Annotated in this window: 18 protein-coding genes; all 18 read right to left on the minus strand. The window is 61.5% G+C overall.

All coding sequences use genetic code 11. The annotated features are described in order from the left end of the window. Positions 1–933 (minus strand): glycine--tRNA ligase subunit alpha, encoded by a 933-nt coding sequence (glyQ, locus tag AC04P6_RS03385; protein ID WP_475565187.1) that lies wholly within the window; start codon positions 931–933, stop codon positions 1–3. Positions 934–977: 44 nt separating this feature from the next. After that, positions 978–1,550, minus strand: a complete 573-nt coding sequence (gene lepB / locus AC04P6_RS03390) for a signal peptidase I (protein WP_475565188.1) — start codon at positions 1,548–1,550, stop codon at positions 978–980. Positions 1,551–1,628: 78 nt separating this feature from the next. After that, positions 1,629–2,354, minus strand: a complete 726-nt coding sequence (gene trmD / locus AC04P6_RS03395) for a tRNA (guanosine(37)-N1)-methyltransferase TrmD (RefSeq protein ID WP_475565189.1) — start codon at positions 2,352–2,354, stop codon at positions 1,629–1,631. Then, positions 2,354–2,845, minus strand: coding sequence for a ribosome maturation factor RimM (locus AC04P6_RS03400; protein ID WP_475565190.1), 492 nt, complete (start codon positions 2,843–2,845; stop codon positions 2,354–2,356). Before AC04P6_RS03400 ends, trmD begins: the two co-directional genes overlap by 1 nt. Positions 2,846–2,906: 61 nt before the next feature. Beyond that, entirely contained in the window at positions 2,907–3,158 is a 252-nt protein-coding gene (locus AC04P6_RS03405; protein ID WP_475565191.1) for a KH domain-containing protein, read from the minus strand. 3 nt (positions 3,159–3,161) lie between these two features. Further along, positions 3,162–3,404: a 30S ribosomal protein S16 gene (gene rpsP, locus AC04P6_RS03410; RefSeq protein WP_475565192.1), complete on the minus strand. Its 243-nt coding sequence runs from the start codon at positions 3,402–3,404 to the stop codon at positions 3,162–3,164. A 173-nt stretch (positions 3,405–3,577) separates the two neighbouring features. Continuing rightward, the gene (ffh, locus tag AC04P6_RS03415) at positions 3,578–4,984 is read right to left on the minus strand and encodes a signal recognition particle protein (protein ID WP_475565193.1); all 1,407 of its coding nucleotides are present in this window, start codon (positions 4,982–4,984) and stop codon (positions 3,578–3,580) included. 8 nt (positions 4,985–4,992) lie between these two features. Further along, positions 4,993–6,198, minus strand: a complete 1,206-nt coding sequence (gene ftsY, locus AC04P6_RS03420) for a signal recognition particle-docking protein FtsY (protein WP_475565194.1) — start codon at positions 6,196–6,198, stop codon at positions 4,993–4,995. Positions 6,199–6,200: 2 nt separating this feature from the next. Then, complete coding sequence (smc, locus tag AC04P6_RS03425; protein WP_475565195.1) at positions 6,201–9,749, minus strand: chromosome segregation protein SMC; 3,549 nt, start codon at positions 9,747–9,749, stop codon at positions 6,201–6,203. A gap of 3 nt (positions 9,750–9,752) precedes the next feature. Beyond that, a complete protein-coding gene (gene rnc, locus AC04P6_RS03430; protein WP_475565196.1) occupies positions 9,753–10,601 on the minus strand; it encodes a ribonuclease III in 849 nt (282 codons plus the stop codon). 52 nt (positions 10,602–10,653) lie between these two features. Next, positions 10,654–11,676 carry a phosphate acyltransferase PlsX gene (plsX, locus tag AC04P6_RS03435; RefSeq protein ID WP_475565197.1) on the minus strand — a complete coding sequence of 341 codons (1,023 nt, stop codon included), beginning with the start codon at positions 11,674–11,676 and terminating at the stop codon, positions 10,654–10,656. Between the two features lie 95 nt (positions 11,677–11,771). Further along, entirely contained in the window at positions 11,772–11,951 is a 180-nt protein-coding gene (rpmF, locus tag AC04P6_RS03440; RefSeq protein ID WP_475565198.1) for a 50S ribosomal protein L32, read from the minus strand. A gap of 173 nt (positions 11,952–12,124) precedes the next feature. Continuing rightward, positions 12,125–12,679 carry a YceD family protein gene (locus tag AC04P6_RS03445; RefSeq protein WP_475565199.1) on the minus strand — a complete coding sequence of 185 codons (555 nt, stop codon included), beginning with the start codon at positions 12,677–12,679 and terminating at the stop codon, positions 12,125–12,127. A 12-nt stretch (positions 12,680–12,691) separates the two neighbouring features. Continuing rightward, on the minus strand, positions 12,692–13,165 hold the full coding sequence (locus AC04P6_RS03450) for an ATP synthase subunit B family protein (protein ID WP_066661741.1): 474 nt from the start codon (positions 13,163–13,165) through the stop codon (positions 12,692–12,694). A gap of 253 nt (positions 13,166–13,418) precedes the next feature. After that, positions 13,419–13,928 carry a pantetheine-phosphate adenylyltransferase gene (coaD, locus tag AC04P6_RS03455; RefSeq protein ID WP_475565200.1) on the minus strand — a complete coding sequence of 170 codons (510 nt, stop codon included), beginning with the start codon at positions 13,926–13,928 and terminating at the stop codon, positions 13,419–13,421. Further along, positions 13,925–14,500, minus strand: a complete 576-nt coding sequence (gene rsmD, locus AC04P6_RS03460) for a 16S rRNA (guanine(966)-N(2))-methyltransferase RsmD (RefSeq protein WP_475565201.1) — start codon at positions 14,498–14,500, stop codon at positions 13,925–13,927. The genes coaD and rsmD overlap by 4 nt, the downstream gene beginning before the upstream one ends. Beyond that, positions 14,500–16,647, minus strand: a complete 2,148-nt coding sequence (locus tag AC04P6_RS03465) for an ATP-dependent DNA helicase RecG (protein WP_475565213.1) — start codon at positions 16,645–16,647, stop codon at positions 14,500–14,502. Before AC04P6_RS03465 ends, rsmD begins: the two co-directional genes overlap by 1 nt. A 61-nt stretch (positions 16,648–16,708) precedes the next feature. After that, positions 16,709–18,340, minus strand: coding sequence for a DAK2 domain-containing protein (locus AC04P6_RS03470; protein ID WP_475565202.1), 1,632 nt, complete (start codon positions 18,338–18,340; stop codon positions 16,709–16,711). Between the last annotated feature and the right edge of the window lie 32 nt (positions 18,341–18,372).

The raw sequence follows: 18,372 nt of genomic DNA on the forward strand, positions 1-18,372 counted from the left end.
TTACTCCCCCTTCTCTTCCTCGAGCTGGGGTGCCGATCCCACCACGTGCTCCATGTACGACGCGCAGCAATCCTTCACCATGGAACGGACGCGCAGAATGTAGGCCATGCGCTCGGTGGCGGAAATCACGCCACGAGCGTCGAGCAGGTTGAAGGCATGGTTGCACTTCAGAACCCAATCGTACGCGGGGAGCGGAAGGTTGGCGGCGAGGCACGCCTGGGCTTCGGCTTCGCAGTTGTCGAACAGCTGGAAGAGGAAGTCGGTGTTGCCGATTTCGAAGTTGTACGTCGAGAACTCGCGCTCGTTTTCCAGGTAGACGTCGCCGTACGTGAATTCGACGCCGTCGTCGCCACGGGCCCAGATGATGTCGTACACGCTGTCGACGCCCTGGATGTACATGGTAAGACGCTCGAGGCCGTACGCGATTTCAACGGGAACAGGCGAGCATTCGAAGCCGCCCACCTGCTGGAAGTACGTGAACTGCGTGACTTCCATGCCATTGAGCCAGACCTCCCAGCCCAGACCCCAGGCGCCGAGCGTGGGGCTTTCCCAGTCGTCTTCCACGAAGCGCACGTCGTGCTCGTTCGGCTCGATGCCGATGGCACGCAGGCTGCCCAGGTAGAGGTCCTGGATGTTATCGGGCGAGGGTTTCATGAGCACCTGGAACTGATAGTAGTACTGCAGGCGGTTAGGGTTCTCGCCGTAGCGGCCGTCGGTTGGCCTGCGACAACCCTGCACGTATGCCGTACGCCACGTATCGGGACCGAGCGAGCGAAGCGTGGTGGCGGTATGGTTGGTACCAGCGCCAACCGCGCCGTCATACGGCTGCAGGATAACGCAGCCCTGTTCGGCCCAGTAATGCTGGAGATTCATAATGATGTCTTGGAATGTGGGGACGCTTCCCGCATTCTTCGTGGCGTCCTGAGGTGCCATGATCCTCCTCGATCGTCTTCCTGCGATGTATCTTCTTTAATGAATTAGCTGATGGGGCCGAAATGCTGGAGCGGCCAGTAGATGAAGCACACGTGTCCCGAGACATTCGAAACGGGGACGGCTCCGAAATAGCGCGAGTCGGCTGAATTGCCGCGATTGTCGCCCATGACCCAGATGTAGCCATCGGGAACGGTATAGGGATACTCGATGGTCACGTCGGCTGCAGTGCTGAGTGGGAACGACTGCTGGCCATTGGTGTACGGCTCGAACGCCGCTTCCCCATCGACGTACACGACGCCGTCGACGAGGTCGACCGTCTGGCCACCCGTGGCGATAACGCGCTTCACGAGGGTGCGACCCTCGACTTCGGGATCGTCGAAGGTAACAATATCGCCCACCTGCACGTCGCGCGAATAGTAGGAAATCTTCTCGGAGAAAATGCGGTCATCGGACATGATGGTGGATTCCATGCTGCCCGAAGGAACTTCGTAAGGCGTGATGACGTAGGTGCGCAGCAGGTACGCGCAACCAACGATGAGCGCCACGATGACGACGAATTCGATGCACGCGCGCCCAAAACCCCGCGACGTCGAAGGTGCATGGTTACCGGAATTCATCGGCTTTCCTCTCCGTGGCGAATAAGCCCCTAGATGCAAAGTAGTGAATTTTAATAATAGCGCTTCGGCGCAACGCGATTAGCGGTTGTGCAAAGATTTCAAAAAGTCGCGGTCTTCCTGCGACAAATTGGATTCCTCGAGCAAATCGGGGCGCAAGCGCGCCGTGCGCTCGATGCTCTGCTCGCGGCGCCAGCGGTCGATCGCCGCATGATTGCCCGAAAGGAGAACGGGCGGAACGCTCATCTCGCGGAACGTAGCCGGGCGCGTGTACTGAGGATATTCCAGCAGGCCATCGTAGAAGCTCTCGTCGACAGCACTCCCCTCGTCGCCCAGCACGCCGGGAAGAAGGCGAGCAACCGCGTCGATGACCACCATGCTCGCAAGCTCGCCGCTCGTAAGGACGTAGTCGCCCAGCGAAATGCAGCGGTCTGCCAGCGCGTATGCGCGCTCGTCGATGCCCTCGTAGTGGCCGCAGATGAACAGAAGGCGCGACTTTTCGGCCAAATCGAGCGCGAGGGCCTGATCGAAGCGCTCGCCCGTGGGCGTGAGGAAGATGGTATAGGGAGCGGGGCCACTGGAAGCGATATCGTCGTATGCCTCGAAGATGGGCTCGCATTTCATCACGAGCCCCTGGCCTCCGCCGTAGGGTTCGTCGTCGGTGGTGCGATGCCTATCGTGCGTCCAATCGCGCAGGTCGTGCGCATGAAATTCGAGTGCGCCCTTTTCCTGGGCGATGCGCATCATGCTCGTTCCCATCACGGAATCGTACATTCCGGGGAACGTGGAGAGCGTATCGACAATCACTATTCGTCCTTTTCGGCAGCGTCTTCGTCTGCGTTCGACAGATTCAGCAGGCCGGCGGGAATGCACGTTCCCACTACGCGCTCATCTTCGTCGATGGATTGGATGAACGCGTCGACCACGGGAATGAGGACCTCGCCGCGTTCGCCCGCGACGACGAGAAGCGACTGCCCGGGATTGTCGATAACCTCGGTGATTTCGCCCAGATCGCCGAACTCGCCATCGAGCACCTTCCAGCCCGCAAGCGCAGAAGGCGACTGCGTATAATCGATTTCAGGAAGGCTATCGCGTCTTACCAGGCAATACGATCCGATAAGAGCATCGGCGTCTTCAGCGGAAGAAATGCCCTCGAAAGAAACCTCGCAGGCATTGCCCTTGATTTGATAGAGATCGCGAACGACTGCAGACCGGGGGCCCTTCAGCGTAGGAGGCACGAAGCGCACTTCCATGCCTTCCGAAAGCAGAAAAGGGAGTCCCGTGGTGGCCTGCACCACGAGATTCCCTTCAAGATTCCTCGTCTTCGCAACGCGAGCTACTCGAACCCACGCACCCATGTTATTCGGCAATCTCCACATCGACGTGACGATCGGCGCGAACGGCAGCAGCACGAGCAAGCGTGCGGATAGCCTTGATTACGCGACCCTGTCGACCGATTACCTTGCCGGTATCCTCTTCGTTGAGGTCGATTTCGACCAGGATGCCTGCATCGGATTCCGTCTGGGAAACCTGCAGGTCGCCAGGATACTCAACGATGGGCTCTACGAGCGTACGAACCAATCCCGCCAGATCCATAGTCTGATCGGACATAATTTATGCGTCCTTGCGAGCGGTTTCGATAAGGCGGGCAACCGTGTCGGTGGGCTGAGCGCCGCAAGCGATCCACTTCTCGACCTTTTCCATGTCGAGCTGGATCATGGAAGGATCGGTGTTGGGGTTGTAACGACCAACTTCGTCGATCAGACGACCGTCGCGAGGAGAGCGAGCGTCGGCGACGACGATGCGGTAGTACGGGGCCTTTTTAGCGCCATGACGGGCGAGGCGAATCTTGACCATGAAGGTGAACTCCTTTAATTTCCTACGTATACGAGAGCGAATAATCGCTCTTGAAAACAGCAATTGGTAATGTTAGCCCGTAGGGGCAATTTACGCAAGCATAGCGTTCAAACACAAACGAAATCCAGAAAGATAACCATGCAACGACCACAGCGAATGCCCGTTGGACACGCTTATTGGTCGAGCATGTCCTGAATCTTCTGAAGGTCCTTCAGATTCATGCCAGGCATACCGGGCAAGCCACGGCGGCGGCGCTTCTTCCCCTTCTTGCCCTTGCGACCCGACGAAGGCTCCTCGGCGGGCATCATCTGCTTGAGCATCTTCTTGGTTTCGTTGAACTTCTTCATCACCTGGTTCACTTCGGTAACCGAAACGCCTGCGCCACGTGCGATGCGGGCGCGACGGCTGCCATTGAGGATGTCGGGATGGAGTCGTTCCTGCTCGGTCATGCTGAAGATGATGTTCTCCATGCGATCGAGCGCCGATGTGTCGACCTGGCCCTGGGAAAGTGCCTTGTCGCCACCCGGCAACGCGGAGACGAGCTTCGAAATGCCGCCCATCTTGCGCACGCGCTTGTTCATCTCGAGGAAGTCGTTCAGATTGAGCTGCGCCTTCATCATGCGCTCGGTCTGCTCGGCCTCGAGCTGCTCTTCCTGCAGCTTCGTAGCCGATTCGATGAGGCTCACCACATCGCCCATGCCCAGAATGCGCTTGGCCATGCGGTCGGGATGGAATTCCTCGAGCGAATCGGGCTTTTCGCCCTGGCTGATGAACTTGATGGGCTTGCCGGTTACCTCGCGAATGGAAAGTGCGCCACCACCGCGGGCATCGCCGTCCATCTTCGACATGATCACGCCGTCGAAGTCGACCTGCTCGGCAAAGGCGGATGCAACGTTCACGACATCCTGGCCGGTCATGGCGTCGACGACCATGAGGATCTGGTCGGGCTTCGTGGCTTCCTTGATGTCGCGCGCTTCCTGCATCATCTGCTCGTCGACATGCAGGCGACCCGCCGTGTCGATGATGACCACGTCGCGCAGGTTGTCGATGGCGTCCTGCACGCCCTCCTTCGCGATGCGGACCGGATCGGTGCCGTCGCCGCGATAGACGCGCACGCCCATTTCGTCACCGAGCGTCTGCAGCTGGTCGGCTGCAGCGGGACGATATACGTCGCACGCCACCAGAAGCGGGTTGTGATTCTGCTGCTTCAGCAGGTAGGCCAGCTTGGAGGCTGCGGTGGTCTTACCGGAGCCCTGCAGACCCACGAGCATGATGACGTTGGGAATGCGGCTGGAAAGCACCAGACGGGAATCGGTTTCGCCCAGCAGGCGCGTGAGCTCGGCCAGAACGACCTTGATGACGTTCTGCGCGGGCGTGAGCGAATCGAGCACCTCCGCGGTAAGGCAGCGCTCCTTGGTACGCGCCACGAAATTCTTGACGACCTTGAAGTTGACGTCGGCCTCAAGAAGCGCCATGCGAATCTCGCGCATGGCGTCGTTGATGTCTTCCTCCGTAAGCCTGCCCTTGCTGCGCAGACCGCCAAATACGCTCTGAAGGCGATCGGAAAGATTCTCGAGCATGTGTTCTCCTAAAATCCCATCCACTTGAAGGCGCGCTTCAGGCGGCTTTCCTTCTTGGGTTCTTCAACCGGTTCGTCCTGAGCGAGCTCTTCCTCAATGCCCTCTTCTTCGGCTTCGGGCTCGGGTTCTTCCTCTTCCCCTGCCTCGGGCTCGGGCTCAGGCTCAGGCTCAGGCTCAGGCTCAGGCTCAGGCTCAGGCTCAGGCTCAGGCTCAGGCTCAGGCTCAGGCTCAGGCTCAGGCTCAGGCTCAGAGGGAGCATCCCACTCCAGCTCCTCGGAGGCAACAGCGGGTTCGGGCTCTTCCCCCTCCACGGGTTCCGCGCCGATGAGCGCCGCGGAAAAGTCGTGGGCGTCGAAGTCCTGAAGGTCGGCCAGGCTCTCCCCCACGCCAATCTTGACGATGGGAAGGTTCAGCTCGTAGGAAACGGCAAGCGCGATACCGCCCTTCGCCGTGCCATCGAGCTTCGTGACGATAAGGCCATCCAGGTCGAGCGCGTCGTTGAACTTGCGCGCCTGGGAAAGGCCGTTCTGGCCGGTGGTTGCGTCGATGACGAGCACCGTCTTCACGGGAATGGAGGAACGCTTGCGGACGACGTTCACCACCTTGCTCAGCTCGCGCATGAGGTCGTCGGACGTATGCAGGCGACCCGCGGTGTCGATGAGGACGAGGTCGGCATTGGTGGCCTCGGCGCGCTCGATCGTGTCGTAGCAAACGCTTGCCGGATCGGCCCCGCGTTCGCGCTCGACGATTTCCACGTTGGCGCGGCGCCCCCACTCTTCAAGCTGCTCGATGGCGGCAGCGCGGAAGGTGTCGGCGCTGCCCAGAAGCACGTTGCGACCAGCTTCCTTCGCGGAATAGGCAATCTTGCCCACCGTGGTGGTTTTGCCCGCACCATTGATGCCCACGAAGAGCACGAGCACGGGATTCTCGTCGAACAGGTTCACATCAGCGCTGGCAAAGCGTTCGGCCAGCTGGTCGGCCAGGGCATCCATGACGGCGTAGGCATCGGGCAGGGCCTTGCGCGTTGCCATCTCGCGCATCCGCTCGACGATGTCACATGCAGCGGGTGCGCCCACATCGGCCAGGATGAGGGCCTCTTCCAGGCCATCCCAGAAGTCCTCGTCGACGTCGGGACCGCGGTCGAGCAGCATGTTCATGCGCTCGGCGAAACGCTGACGCGTGTTCTGCATGCCACGCTTCATACTCTCAAACATGATTATCCTTCCGCATAGCGAAGCGCAGCGTCGAGACGCTGGCTCATAACCTTGGTAACGCCATCCGACTGCATCGACACGCCATAGAGCACGTCGGCCATTTCCATCGTGCGACGCTGGTGCGTGATCATGATGAACTGCGTGGTGTCGCGAATGGAATCGAGATACGCGACGAGCCTACGCAGGTTCGTGTCGTCGAGAGCGGCTTCGATCTCGTCGAGGATGTAGAACGGCGTGGCACGCGTTTCGTATACCGCGAACAACAGCGCCATGGCTACCAGCGATTTCTCGCCACCCGACATGAGCGACATCTTCAGGATGCGCTTGCCGCTGGGCTGGGCGCTCACCTCGACGCCAGTGTTTTCGGGGTCGTCGGGATCGACCAGGGAAAGCTCGCCCGCGCCACCCGGGAAAAGTTCGCGGAAGATGCGCTGGAAATTAGCGTTCACCTGCTCGAACGTATTCACGAAGTCGTCTTTCATGCGATCGTCGATGACATGGACGATCTTCACGAGGGACCGGCGGGCAGCCATCATATCGTCGAGCTGCGACTGCAGGTAATCGTAGCGCGTCTTGAGCTGCTCGTACTCGGCGGCAGCGTCGGGATTGATCGTGCCCATGTTCGCGATGCGGCGCTGAAGCTTGAACGATTCGGCTTCGAGAGCCGCTCGGTCTTCCAGCTCGGGTTCGCGCATCGCCACTTCGAGCGGCGTGCCGCAGTCGTCGGTGATGGTGCGGATGGCGGTTTCCACCTGCATTTCCAAACGACCCTTTTCAACCCTTACCTGGGAAAGCGTCTCGTTCGAGGCATCGAAGGCATCGTGAGCCTCCTTGGCTTTGGCACGCGCCTCGTTGATCTGCTCGTGAAGGCCAGCGGACATCTCTCGAGAAGCCGCGCTCGCGTCTTCGAGGTTCTGCGAGCGAACGCGAGAGGCCTCGGCGAGGGTACGGCAGATCTCGAGCAGCGGGTCGATACGGCGGGCGGCGACGCTCTTCTTCGCAATGTTGCGCTGCGCCACCTCGCGCGTCTTCTTGGCCTGACGAATATCCTGCTCGCGCGCGATTACCATGCGCTTGGCGTAATCGGTGCGCTCCTTGGCCGTTGCCGCGGCGAGCTTCGCCTCGGCAAGCGCGTTCGACGCTTCGTCGGCCTGGGCGCGCACGGGCGCCAGTTCGTCGCGCAGCGTATCGATGCGGTTCTTCGCATCGTCGATGGTGCCGGAGAGGATCTTGGCGCGCTCGTCGAGCGAAACGGCTTCGGGCTGGGCAGCCTCAAGTGCCTCCTGGGCAGAAGCGCGCTGCTTTTCAATGGAATCGGATTCTCGCTTCAGGGCGTCAAGCGCAGATTGCGCTTGCTTCACCTGGGTGGACGCGGCGTCGGATGCGCCCTGCAGCTTAGCCTTGCTCTGGGAGGTGGAAAGCACGACCGATTGAACGGCGCGAAGCTCCTCCTCGGATTCGTCGAGCGACTTCTGCGCAAGGTCGAGCGCTTCCTGGGCAGCGGAAAGGCGCTCGCGCGCAGCCTCGAGCTCGCGATGCGCGGCGAGGGCGTTGGCGCTATCGTCGCCGGGAAGAACGTACGTTACCTTGCCATTCGGCCATGCGACCACGCCATCGAGCGTAGCGGCGCGAACGCCGGGAACCTCGGCGGCAACGCGTTGCGCAGCGGCGATGCTATCGCAGATGAGCACATCGCCCAGCAGCGCCTCGACCGACGATGCGGCCGAACTGGGATACGAAAGCATGGAAACGAGCGTACGCGCGCCTTCCGGCAAACTGGCGGGCAACGTGCCCGGACGCATGTCGCTACGGGGCAGAAGCGAAATGGAACCCGCTTGGCCCGAGGAAACGATGCGCGTGGCAGCATCGAGCGCGCTGGGCGCATCGTCGACGAAAAGGGCCTCCACGTCGGAGCCAAGCAGGAGCGTAACGAGCGCCTCGGCTTCGGGAGACGCGGTAAGCGATTCGATGAAGGGGGTGGCCTGCGACTTCAGCTCGCCTGCATGCTCCCCCACCCACTGAAGAAGCGGATTGGAAGCGGTGCGCGCACGCTGAAGCTCCTCGAGGCTCTTCACGGCAGCGGACGCAGTCGCCCGCTCGTCGCGCGCCTCGTCGAGGGCGTGTCGCAGCTCGTCGCGCTTGCGCACGGCCACGCCCACCTTGGTGCGCGCCTCATTTTCGGCCTTCTTGGCCTCTTCCAGGTCGTGCGCCATGGCGTTGGCGTGGGCCTGCGCAGCGTCGACTGCCGCCTTCGCGGCAGCAAAGCGTTCGTCGAGCTCGGCCGCATGGGTGTCGATGAGCTTCTGCTGCGCATGGCTGCTGGCAAGGATTTCCTGCGTACGGGCCTGAGCTGCGCGCACGCCCTCGAGCTCCTGAAGGGCGTCGCGGCGTTTGCGCGTGGAGTCGTCGAGCTGCTGCTGCAGCGCGCGCTTCTTCTCCTGCAGCTCCTGCGTGCGCGTGCGCGAAGCGGCATATGCGGCATCGGCGGCCTCGCGGGCGGCAACGGCCTCATCGAGCTGGGCCTGCGCCTGTTCCCTGCGCTCTTCGAGCTCTTGCAGCGAACGCTCCGACCCCTGCAGCTGAAGCTGGAGGTCGGCGAGGTAGCTTTGGATGGAGCGCTTGCGCTCGTGGAGAAGGAGCACGTTCGAATCGAGCTTATCGGAAGCGGCCTGCGCGCGTCGCTGATGGGTAGCCACGATGCCCGCCTCGGCCGTTTCGGCTTGCAGCTTCTTCTGCAGCTCCTCCGACACCGACTCGGTTTTCTCGATTTGCGTGCGAAGCCCCTCGAGCTGGGAAGACAGCGCTTGCTCGCGCTTGAGCGTTTCATCCCACGCCTTCTGGAGCGTACGGAGGTCGTCGACGGCGAGCTCGAGGTTGACCTGCGCGAGCTGCTTGCTGACGTCGCGATACTGCATGGCGCGCTTCGCCTTGCGCTCGAGCGGCTTCACCTGGCGCTCCACCTCGGCAACGACATCGCGCACGCGCGCGAGGTGCTCGTCCATGCGCTCGAGCTTGCGCTGGCTCTTCGCCTTGCGCTGCTTGTGCTTCAGAACGCCAGCGGCTTCCTCGATGAGGGCGCGGCGGTCCTCCGGCTTGCTCTGCAGGATTTCGGCCAAATGACCCTGGGCGATGATCGAGTGCGTGCCCGTGCCCAAGCCGCTATCGTGCAGAATGTCGAGCACGTCCATCCTTCGGGCAATGGTGCCGTTGATGAGGTACTCGCTTTCGCCACTGCGGTACATGCGGCGCATGATGGAGACGTCGTTGTATTCCACGGGAAGCGTGCCATCGGAATTGTCGAGCACGAGCTCGACTTCGGCCACGCCCACCGGTTTGCGCGCGGAAGAGCCCGCGAAGATGACGTCTTCCATGGCCTGGCCGCGAAGGTTCTTCGCGTTGCGCTCGCCCAGAACCCACAGCACGGCGTCGGAGATGTTCGACTTACCCGAACCGTTAGGGCCCACAACAGCGGCAATGCCGGGCTCGAAGCCCAGCACGCTGCGATCGGCAAATGATTTGAACCCCTTCAGGACAAGCGACTTGAGATACACGGATTATCCCCGCTCGGAAGAAGAGGGCTTTTTCTTGTTCTTCATTTCGACCTTGCGGGCCTTTTCAGCTTCGCGTTCGGCCTTGCGCTCGGCACGGCGGGCGGCCTTCTGCTCGCGCTGGATTTCACGCTCGCTCTTCTTCGACGACTCGAAGGACATCTGCGTGAGAGCGCTCTGGGCGGCCTGGCTTTCGCTTTCCTTCTTCGTACGGCCCACGCCGCGGGCAAGCGCCTGAAGGCCGGCGTACACCTGCGTGACGAACGTGCGGTCGTGCGGAGGGCCCTGCGTCTCGATGAGCTTGTAGGTGGGCGTGATGCCATCTTCCTGAAGCTTTTCCTGCAGGACGCTCTTCGGATTTTCCGGCTCGCGGGCCATGTCGATGCTCATGTAGCCAAGAAGCGTCTTGGAAATGAAATCGCGAGCTGCATCCATGCCACCATCGAGATACAGCGCGGCGACGATGGCCTCGTAGACATTCTCGAGTGCGGAATGCAGGCCGCGACGGCCCGTGCCGCGTTCGGACAGGCCGAAGATAATGAAATCGGCGAAGCCGAGCTCGCTCGCCACATGGGAAAGCGAGGCGCCGCTTACGAGCGAGACCTTGATACGCGTGAGCCCGCCTTCGTCGATTTCCGAGAACTTATGAAACGCCGCATCGGCCACCACGGCGCCGAGAATACTGTCGCCCAGGAACTCCAAGCGCTCGTACGAAAACTTTACGGGCTTGCCCTCGACCGCCGACGGATGCGTGATGGCGGAGAGGAGGTACCGCTCGTTGGTAAAGCGGTACCCAAGGATTTCCTGCGCTAGGTCGAGCTTCTTACGCTGCTCGTCACGCGGAATTGCATTCATAACACAGGCCCCGAGGGCCCGCCCCCTTCCTCAAATGTATGAAAACGCGAATCTATTCAGATTTATCCATTTTACCCGAAGCTGCAGGTGAAGAGACGGCTTGCGCGATTAATTCAGAAACCTGCAGGCGCACCGTCTTGGCGGCCATGTGGATGCCGTTCTTGATGGCGGTTTCGTTGGAAGAGCCATGGCCCACCATGCACGCGCCCGCGACGCCCAGCACGGGAGCGGCACCCATGCGGTCGGCGGAAACAAGGTCCTTCAGGTCCTTCAGGCCACCCTTCACCAGCGCAGCGCCCAGCATGGTTGCGGCATTCTTGGTAAAGACGCCCTTCAGGGCGCCGAAGAGCGCCTTCGACGTGCCCTCGATCGTCTTCAGACATACGTTGCCGGTGAAGCCATCGGTGACGTACACGTCGTGCGTGGCAGCCAAGACGTCGTTGCCTTCCGCATTGCCCGTGAAGTTCGGCACGTTTTCCTTCAGCAGCGCATGGCACGCCTGGGCGAACTGGCTGCCCTTTGCCTCTTCGGAGCCGATGTTCAGAAGGGCGACGCGTGGGTTCTCGCGGCCAAGCACCTTCTCGGCGTAGATAGAGGCCATCTGGGCAAACTGCACGAGGTACTCGGGTTTGCAATCGGCATTGGCACCCACATCGCACATCACCACGGGACGCGTGGGCGTGGGAAGCACCGTGCAAAGCGCGGGACGGGAAACGCCCTTGATGCGCCCGATGACGAGCGTGCCAGCCGTGAGCACCGCGCCGGTGGAACCCGCCGAGAAGAAGCCCTGGGCCCTGCCCTCTTTCACCATGCGGCAGCCCACCACGAGCGACGAGTCCTTCTTCTTGCGCACGGCCTGCGCGGGATGCTCGCCCATTGCGATTTCCTCGGTGGTCACCACAGCTTCGCAGCGCTCATGCGCTTCGCAGAACGGAACGACGACATCCTCGGGGCCGCACAAGAGCACGGACAGCGAGGGGTCTTCGGCCAGGGCGGCTTCGACGCCGGGCAGAACTACGGAAGTGCCGGCGTCGCCACCCAGGGCATCGACGGCAATGGTCACAGACTGATTCATGCGCGCTCACCTTTCATTCGGTACTTCGCAATAGTAAAAATCCCCTGACCTCTTACGCGATCAGGGGACCCGTTAACAAACTATGGCAGCTAGAACTAAGCCGTCTCGATGACCTCGCGGTCGCGGTAGAAACCGCAGCTCGGGCACACGCGATGCGGGAGCTTCACTTCGCCGCACTTCGGGCACAGAGAACGAGCGGGAGCTGCGATCTTGTCGTTAGCGGAACGGCGGGAATGCGTGCGAGCACGGCCCGTTTTGCGTTTAGGTACTGCCATTATTATCTCCTTCTTACAGCTGAGGCGCTCCCTAGCGCCTGCAACATATAACACGAATACGCGAATGGGTATGTTAACACCCGCGCCATGGGGACGCAAGGCATGTTCACCGAGACTGCACACTCGCGTGTTTGCGCGAACGGACATCCCCGAAAAGAACAGCCCGGAACGCGTTAGTCGTCGAACTTCAACCCCTTCAATGCGGCAAAGGGATTCGCGGCTTCCGCCTCGGCCTGTTGCTCGGCCTCGCGCTTGGCGGCGCACCCGCAATCGCCTTCGTTCAGATTCGCACCGCAATCGGGGCAAATGCCCTTGCAATCGTCGCGGCACAGAGGAACGAGTGGCGTGTCGACCAGCAATGCCGCCGTCATGAGGGGCACGAGGTCGATGGTGTTCGAATCGTCGAGGCGATCGAACTCGTCTTCGTCCATATCCTCGGGGCTTTCCGCGTCGCCAATGAGGAAATAGCCCTCGATGTCGCCCTGGAAATCGACCTCGATCGGGTCGAGGCAGCGCGCGCACGACGTGGTGGCCAGGCCCGTAACCGTGCCATTCACCAGGAGCGCGTCGCCCGTATTGGACACGACGACATTCCAGGAAAGAGGCTCGGAAAAGGCGTAGATATCGGGGCCGGCTTCCAGTTCAGGCAGTTCGAGAATGCCCGAATAGGAAGAGCTCTCCGCGGGCGCGAAGAGCTCGGATGGGATTTCGATGGTAGTGGAATCCATTACCGGAAAGCCCTATCGACCGCTGCCGAACGAGTTCGAATTCAGACGCTCGCGGCAACGACGCACGTTGGACAGAAGCGTGTCGAGGCTCTGCTCGACGTGGCCGAATACCTCGTCGGCGTAGTCTTCGGCACCAGCGCGGGTTTCGCGCTCGAGCTCTCGGGCTTCGGCCATGATGGTGTCGGCCTGCTGCTGGGAAATGCGCACGATTTCCTGCTCGCCGGCGATGGTGAGCGCCTGGCTACGCGCATCTTCGATCATGCGCGTTGCTTCGGCCTCGGCGTCGTCGAGAAGGCTCTGGCGCTCGCGCACGATCTGGCGAGACTGAGCGAACTCGCTGGGGAAAGCGTCGCGGATGTCATCGATGATTTCGAAGGCGGCAGCAACGTCGACCTGGCGCAGGTTGCCTTTGCCGAAGACGGGCTTCGCATCTTCCAGGAGGATAGAAAGCTCCTCGATAAGCCCCAAAACCCCTGTTTCGTCCATAGTATTTCCTTCCGTATGCTGCGTCTAAGCTGCGGTTGAATATGTCAAAACAATCCACTGCATTCTATCATGCAGTTCCATATGGAACAAAATGAACACTCAGGCTCCACGTGCGATTATACGACATTTAACCAGCTAGCGCATATGCCTATGGCGCACGATGCCGCAAACGGGCACGATGCACGAGCTAAGTGCCCCACTTCCCCGCCCGCTCCACGGCGGGGTTGCCGGGTAGCGAAGAAGCGGACGCGGATTATTGTTCCTGCTCGTTGGCGGGAAGACCGTACTTCTCGCACAGCGCGCGATAGACCGGGTCGGACACGAACTCGTGGAACGGGCCGCCCAGGCTCGCGATTTCGCGAACGATGGAAGACGACAGGTACATGTACTTTGGAGGCGACATGATGAACACCGTCTCGACTTCGCGGTCGATGTCGTAGTTCATGGCCGTCATCTGGAACTCGTACTCGAAGTCGGTGATAGCGCGCAGGCCCTTCACCAGAACCTTGGCGTCCATGCGGCGCGCGAAGGAAACGAGAAGCTCGCTGAACGGCTCGACGCGCACGTTGGGAATATCGGCCACCGACTTCTGGGCCAGCTCGACGCGCTCCTCGAGCGTGAAGAGCCTCTTGCGGCCGCCCTTGTTGGGCGACGCGGCCACGGCGACGATCACCTCATCGAAGATCTGGGAAGCACGTCGAATGATGTCGAGGTGCCCCTCCGTGATGGGGTCGAACGTACCGGGCACGAGCGCGCGTTTCATGCGAGCTCCTTTCTGAACAGGTCGATAGCGGTATCGCCATACTTCTTACGCGTAAGGTGATGCAATTGTAAGGCAAGAAATTCCGGGGCATCCGCGCAATCGAGCGATGCGTCATGTTCATAGCTAATCAGCACATCGCAAGCGAGCATGCCCGCCTCGTCGAGCCTGGAGAGCACGCCGGCTACGGTCTGCACGTCGTAGGCATACGGAGGATCGAGGAACACCAGGTCGAAGGGCGATGCCGGAATCGGGGGCAGGCGCTTTTCGATGTCGATGCGCGCCACATGCGTGCGCTGCGGCTCGGCCAAAACCGTATTCACTGCCAGGCATCCAAGCGCCTCGCGGTCGCGCTCGCAAAAGCATGCGAACTCGGCACCACGAGAAAGGGCCTCCATGCCAAGGGCGCCGCTACCCGCGAAAGCGTCGAGAACATACGCGCCCTCCCACGAGCCACGAGCAGACATGACGGTGCTCATGAGCGACTCGCGTACGCGGTCTACCGTGGGGCGCGTGGTGCGGCCCTTTGGCGCCCGCAGGGGCCTGCCGCGGAATTCACCGGCGATGATGCGCATTAGTCGTCCTTTCTCTGGGATTGCTCGGGAAACGCACGCGATACCTCGTATCTGAGCGCACGATGATCGGGATGGTTCAATTCGGGGTCGGCCTGAAGCAATTCGAGGGCATCTGCGTGAGCCGCCTCGATGAGGGCGGCATCCCTCACGACGTTCACGAGCCGAAGCGTTGACACGCCATGCTGCCTGTTGCCCAGGATGTCTCCCTCGCGACGAAGCGAAAGGTCGTATTCGGCCAGCTCGAAGCCATCCTCGATGCGCTCCATGGCCGCCAGGCGCTCGAGCGCGAGAGGAGCCTTGCTACCGGAAACGAGATACACCTCGCCTGCCGCCTCGCCACGGCCCACGCGACCGCGCAGCTGATGGAGCTGAGCCAGGCCGAAACGATCGGCATCCCGCACGACCATGACGGTTGCGTTCGGAACGTCGACGCCAACCTCGATAACCGTGGTGGCCACGAGCACCTGCGTGCGACCTTCGGCGAACGCCTCCATGGCAGCCTGCTTCTCATCGCTCTTCATGCGCCCATGCAGCACGCCCACCTCGTAGCCGCAGAAGATCTTCTGTTCGAGGAAGCGCGCCTGCTCGATGGCGGCATGCGCGTCGTCGTTGCGGTAATCGGCCTCGCCTTCGATGGCGATGGACGCATACGCGTGCTGCTCGCCTTCGTCAGCGGCCCGCGTAGCCTCGGAGGATGCGCGGCGCTTGGCCGCCTCCTTGTTCTTCTCGGAATGCGACTGCCCCACGAGCGGGCAGACGACATACACCTGCCGACCGGCGTCGAGCGCGTCGCGAGCCGCTTCATACGCCTCGCCTATCTGGGAGTACGTGAGCGCTTTCGTTTTCGTGACCGCATGCGCATGGGGGCGACGGCGCAGGTACGACAGCGTCATGTCGCCATAGGTTGCAAGCGCGAGCGATCGGGGAATGGGCGTGGCGGTGAGCGAGAGCACGTCGGGCGCAACGCCCTTCGCGATGAGCGCGTTTCTCTGCGAGACGCCGAAACGCTGCTGCTCGTCGATTACCACGAGCGTGCACTTCGCAGGGCGCACCTCGTCCTCTATAAGGGCATGCGTGCCAAACAGCACGGAGGTCTTCCCCGACGAAACGCGCTCGAGAATGCCAGCGCGCTCTTCGGCGTCCACCGAACCAGTGAGCACGTCCCACGTAATGCCCGCGGCATCGAACCAAGCGCCAAGGGAGCGCGCATACTGACGCGCGAGCACTTCGGTAGGCGCCATCATGAGGGCCTGGGTGCCCGTATCGGCAACGGCGGCAAGCGCGAAAGCGGCAACGGCCGTTTTACCCGTGCCCACGTCGCCCAGAAGCATGTGGTGCATGGGCGCCGGTTTCGCCATGCGCGACCGAATGTCGCTTACGGCAGCCTGCTGCTCGTCGGTAAGCTGGAAGGGAATGGCCTCGCTCAGCGCGGCGGCATGCGGGCCATCCACAACATGAGAGACTGCGCCCTCACGCCCCGCCTTCGCGACATGCGAGCGCATGAGATGCAGCTCGAGCATGAGCACCTCTTCGTAGGCAAGGCGGCGGCGCGCGTTAGCGTATTCCTGCATCGACTTGGGAAAATGAATGCAGTTGAGCGCCATTCCCCGCGACATCAGGCGGTAACGCGTGCGCAGCGAAAGAGGCAACGGGTCTTCCAGCCCCACGGTGATTTCCATAGCCGCCTGCACGAGCTTGCGCATCGTGGCAGCGGGAAGCTTTTCGGATGCGGGATGCACGGGAACAATCGCCCCAGAAACCTGCTGCGACGCGTCTTCGACCACCTCGATAAGCGGGTTGGTCATGCGCTTGAAGCCGAAATTGAACTCGACGGTGCCCGATACGGCGATGCGCGTTCCGCGGGAAAGCTTCTGCCCCCACCAGGGCTGACGGAAGCACGTAACGATGAGCGTCCCCGTGCCGTCGTTGATGGTAATCTCGGTGAGCACGAGGTTCTTGGGCCGTTTGACCTTCACCTCGTAGACGCTGGCTACGATGGTGCATGCATCGGAAATGCGCGCTTCCGCGCACGTGACCAGGCGACTCATGTCGATGTAGCGTCGCGGGTAATGCGAAACGAGGTCACGAACGGTAGAGATACCCAGAGAACGCAGAGACCCAGCCCTCACTCCCGAAATACCCTTCACCGCCGTTACCGGCGAATCGAGCGAGAATGAGGCCTGGGCCCTACGAGATGATAGCGTTTCGCTATTCAAGACCGAAGACGATGGGATACAGAGGCTGCTCGCCGCGATGGGCGTCGACCTCGAGTTCCTCGAACGCTTCCTCGATGCGCGCAACGAGCGCCTCGAATTCGTCGTCGGGATAATCGCAACCCGCCAGGATGGTGAGCGTATCGGCATCTTCGGCTTCGAGCGTTTCGAGAAGCTTCAGCGTGACTTCTTCGGAAGACGCGCCCACGGCCTCGATGGAACCATCGGCGATGCCGATGGTGTCGCCATTGTTGATGGGGTTGCCATGCGCGTCTTTGGCGTCTTTGATGGCCTGCGTGACTTCGCCCGTGCGCACCTCGGCGATGACGTCGGTCATGGATTCGACGTTCTCGTCCAGGGAGGCATCGGGGTTAGCGGCGAACATCGCGGAGAAGGCCTGGGGCACGCTCTTCGTGGGAACGACGCCACAGGGGATTTCCGAAACGCTGGCACAGCTCTGCGCAGCCATGATGATGTTGCTGTTGTTCGGAAGGATGATAACGGCGTCGGCGTTCACGCTGTTCACCGCATCAAGAAGATCCTTCGTGGAGGGGTTCATGGTCTGACCGCCGGAAACGACGCGGTCGACGCCCAGGCTCTCGAGGATCTTGGCATTGCCCTCGCCCGCCGCAACGGCCACGAAGCCGAGCGCCTTATGCTCTTCCTGCTGCTCTTCGGCAAGCTTGGCATTGCGGTCGGCAGCCTGGAGCTGCATGTTGTGGATGAAGACCTCGGAAATCTGGCCGCGCTCGAGGAAGTACGCCAGAACCTTGTCGGGCGTGTTCGAGTGCACGTGAACCTTGAATTTGGGGATGCTGCCCACGCAGAGCTCGCAGTCGCCCATCGTGGAAAGGAAGTCGAGAGCCTCGTCTTTGTCGAGGGTTTCGGAGTCTACCAGGAACTCGTTGCAGTACCTGAAGCGGGAGCCTTCCCAGTCGTTGATCTGCTCGATTTCGACCTTGGGTTCGGAACCGCGCGAGAACGCGAGCTCGTCGCCCAGGGGAGCTTCGCGGCCCGTGATGGCGGAAACGAAGCTGTCGAGCAGGATGGCCAGGCCATAGCCGCCGGCGTCGACGACGTTGTTTTCGGCCAGCACGGGAAGAAGCTCGGGCGTGCGCTGCACGGAGGCATACGACTCGCTGACGATGTAGGCCAGGGCCTCATCGAGCTCCATCTTCTTCTTGTTGGCACGGCGCGCAGCAGCGGCGGTATCCTTCAGAACCGTGAGAATCGTGCCTTCGACGGGCTTGCGCACGGCCTGGAATGCCGTGGTAACGGCCTGGTCGAACGCCTTGTCGATGGAAGCGACGGAGAATTCCGTGGCATCGGCGGCGCCTTCGCACAGACCACGGAGGATCTGCGAGGTGATAACGCCGGAATTGCCGCGAGCGCCCATGAGAGCGCCGGTGGTGATGGCCTTGCGCACATCGGCATTCGATGCGCCGATGGGCAGCTTGGCCAGGTTGTCGACTACCATCTTCACGGTAAGCGACATGTTCGTGCCGGTGTCGCCATCGGGCACGGGGAACACGTTAAGGCGGTTCACCTCGTCTTTGCGCTCGCCCAGCGTACGCGCGGCAACCGCAATGGCGTTCAAAATATCATTACTCGTATATGTTTCAGACATATCGGCCTAAACTCCTTGTTGGGATTCGCTGA

Source organism: Denitrobacterium sp. (assembly GCF_056180635.1).

Coding starts and splice junctions, on each gene's coding strand:
- rpsP (WP_475565192.1), bottom strand. CDS start 3,404: ATGGTCAAGATTCGCCTCGCCCGTCATGGCGCTAAAAAGGCCCCGTAC.
- AC04P6_RS03450 (WP_066661741.1), bottom strand. CDS start 13,165: ATGGACGAAACAGGGGTTTTGGGGCTTATCGAGGAGCTTTCTATCCTC.
- coaD (WP_475565200.1), bottom strand. CDS start 13,928: ATGAAACGCGCGCTCGTGCCCGGTACGTTCGACCCCATCACGGAGGGG.
- AC04P6_RS03405 (WP_475565191.1), bottom strand. CDS start 3,158: ATGTCCGATCAGACTATGGATCTGGCGGGATTGGTTCGTACGCTCGTA.
- lepB (WP_475565188.1), bottom strand. CDS start 1,550: ATGAATTCCGGTAACCATGCACCTTCGACGTCGCGGGGTTTTGGGCGC.
- plsX (WP_475565197.1), bottom strand. CDS start 11,676: ATGAATCAGTCTGTGACCATTGCCGTCGATGCCCTGGGTGGCGACGCC.
- rnc (WP_475565196.1), bottom strand. CDS start 10,601: ATGAATGCAATTCCGCGTGACGAGCAGCGTAAGAAGCTCGACCTAGCG.
- AC04P6_RS03445 (WP_475565199.1), bottom strand. CDS start 12,679: ATGGATTCCACTACCATCGAAATCCCATCCGAGCTCTTCGCGCCCGCG.
- glyQ (WP_475565187.1), bottom strand. CDS start 933: ATGGCACCTCAGGACGCCACGAAGAATGCGGGAAGCGTCCCCACATTC.
- rsmD (WP_475565201.1), bottom strand. CDS start 14,500: ATGCGCATCATCGCCGGTGAATTCCGCGGCAGGCCCCTGCGGGCGCCA.
- rpmF (WP_475565198.1), bottom strand. CDS start 11,951: ATGGCAGTACCTAAACGCAAAACGGGCCGTGCTCGCACGCATTCCCGC.
- ffh (WP_475565193.1), bottom strand. CDS start 4,984: ATGCTCGAGAATCTTTCCGATCGCCTTCAGAGCGTATTTGGCGGTCTG.
- AC04P6_RS03470 (WP_475565202.1), bottom strand. CDS start 18,340: ATGTCTGAAACATATACGAGTAATGATATTTTGAACGCCATTGCGGTT.
- ftsY (WP_475565194.1), bottom strand. CDS start 6,198: ATGTTTGAGAGTATGAAGCGTGGCATGCAGAACACGCGTCAGCGTTTC.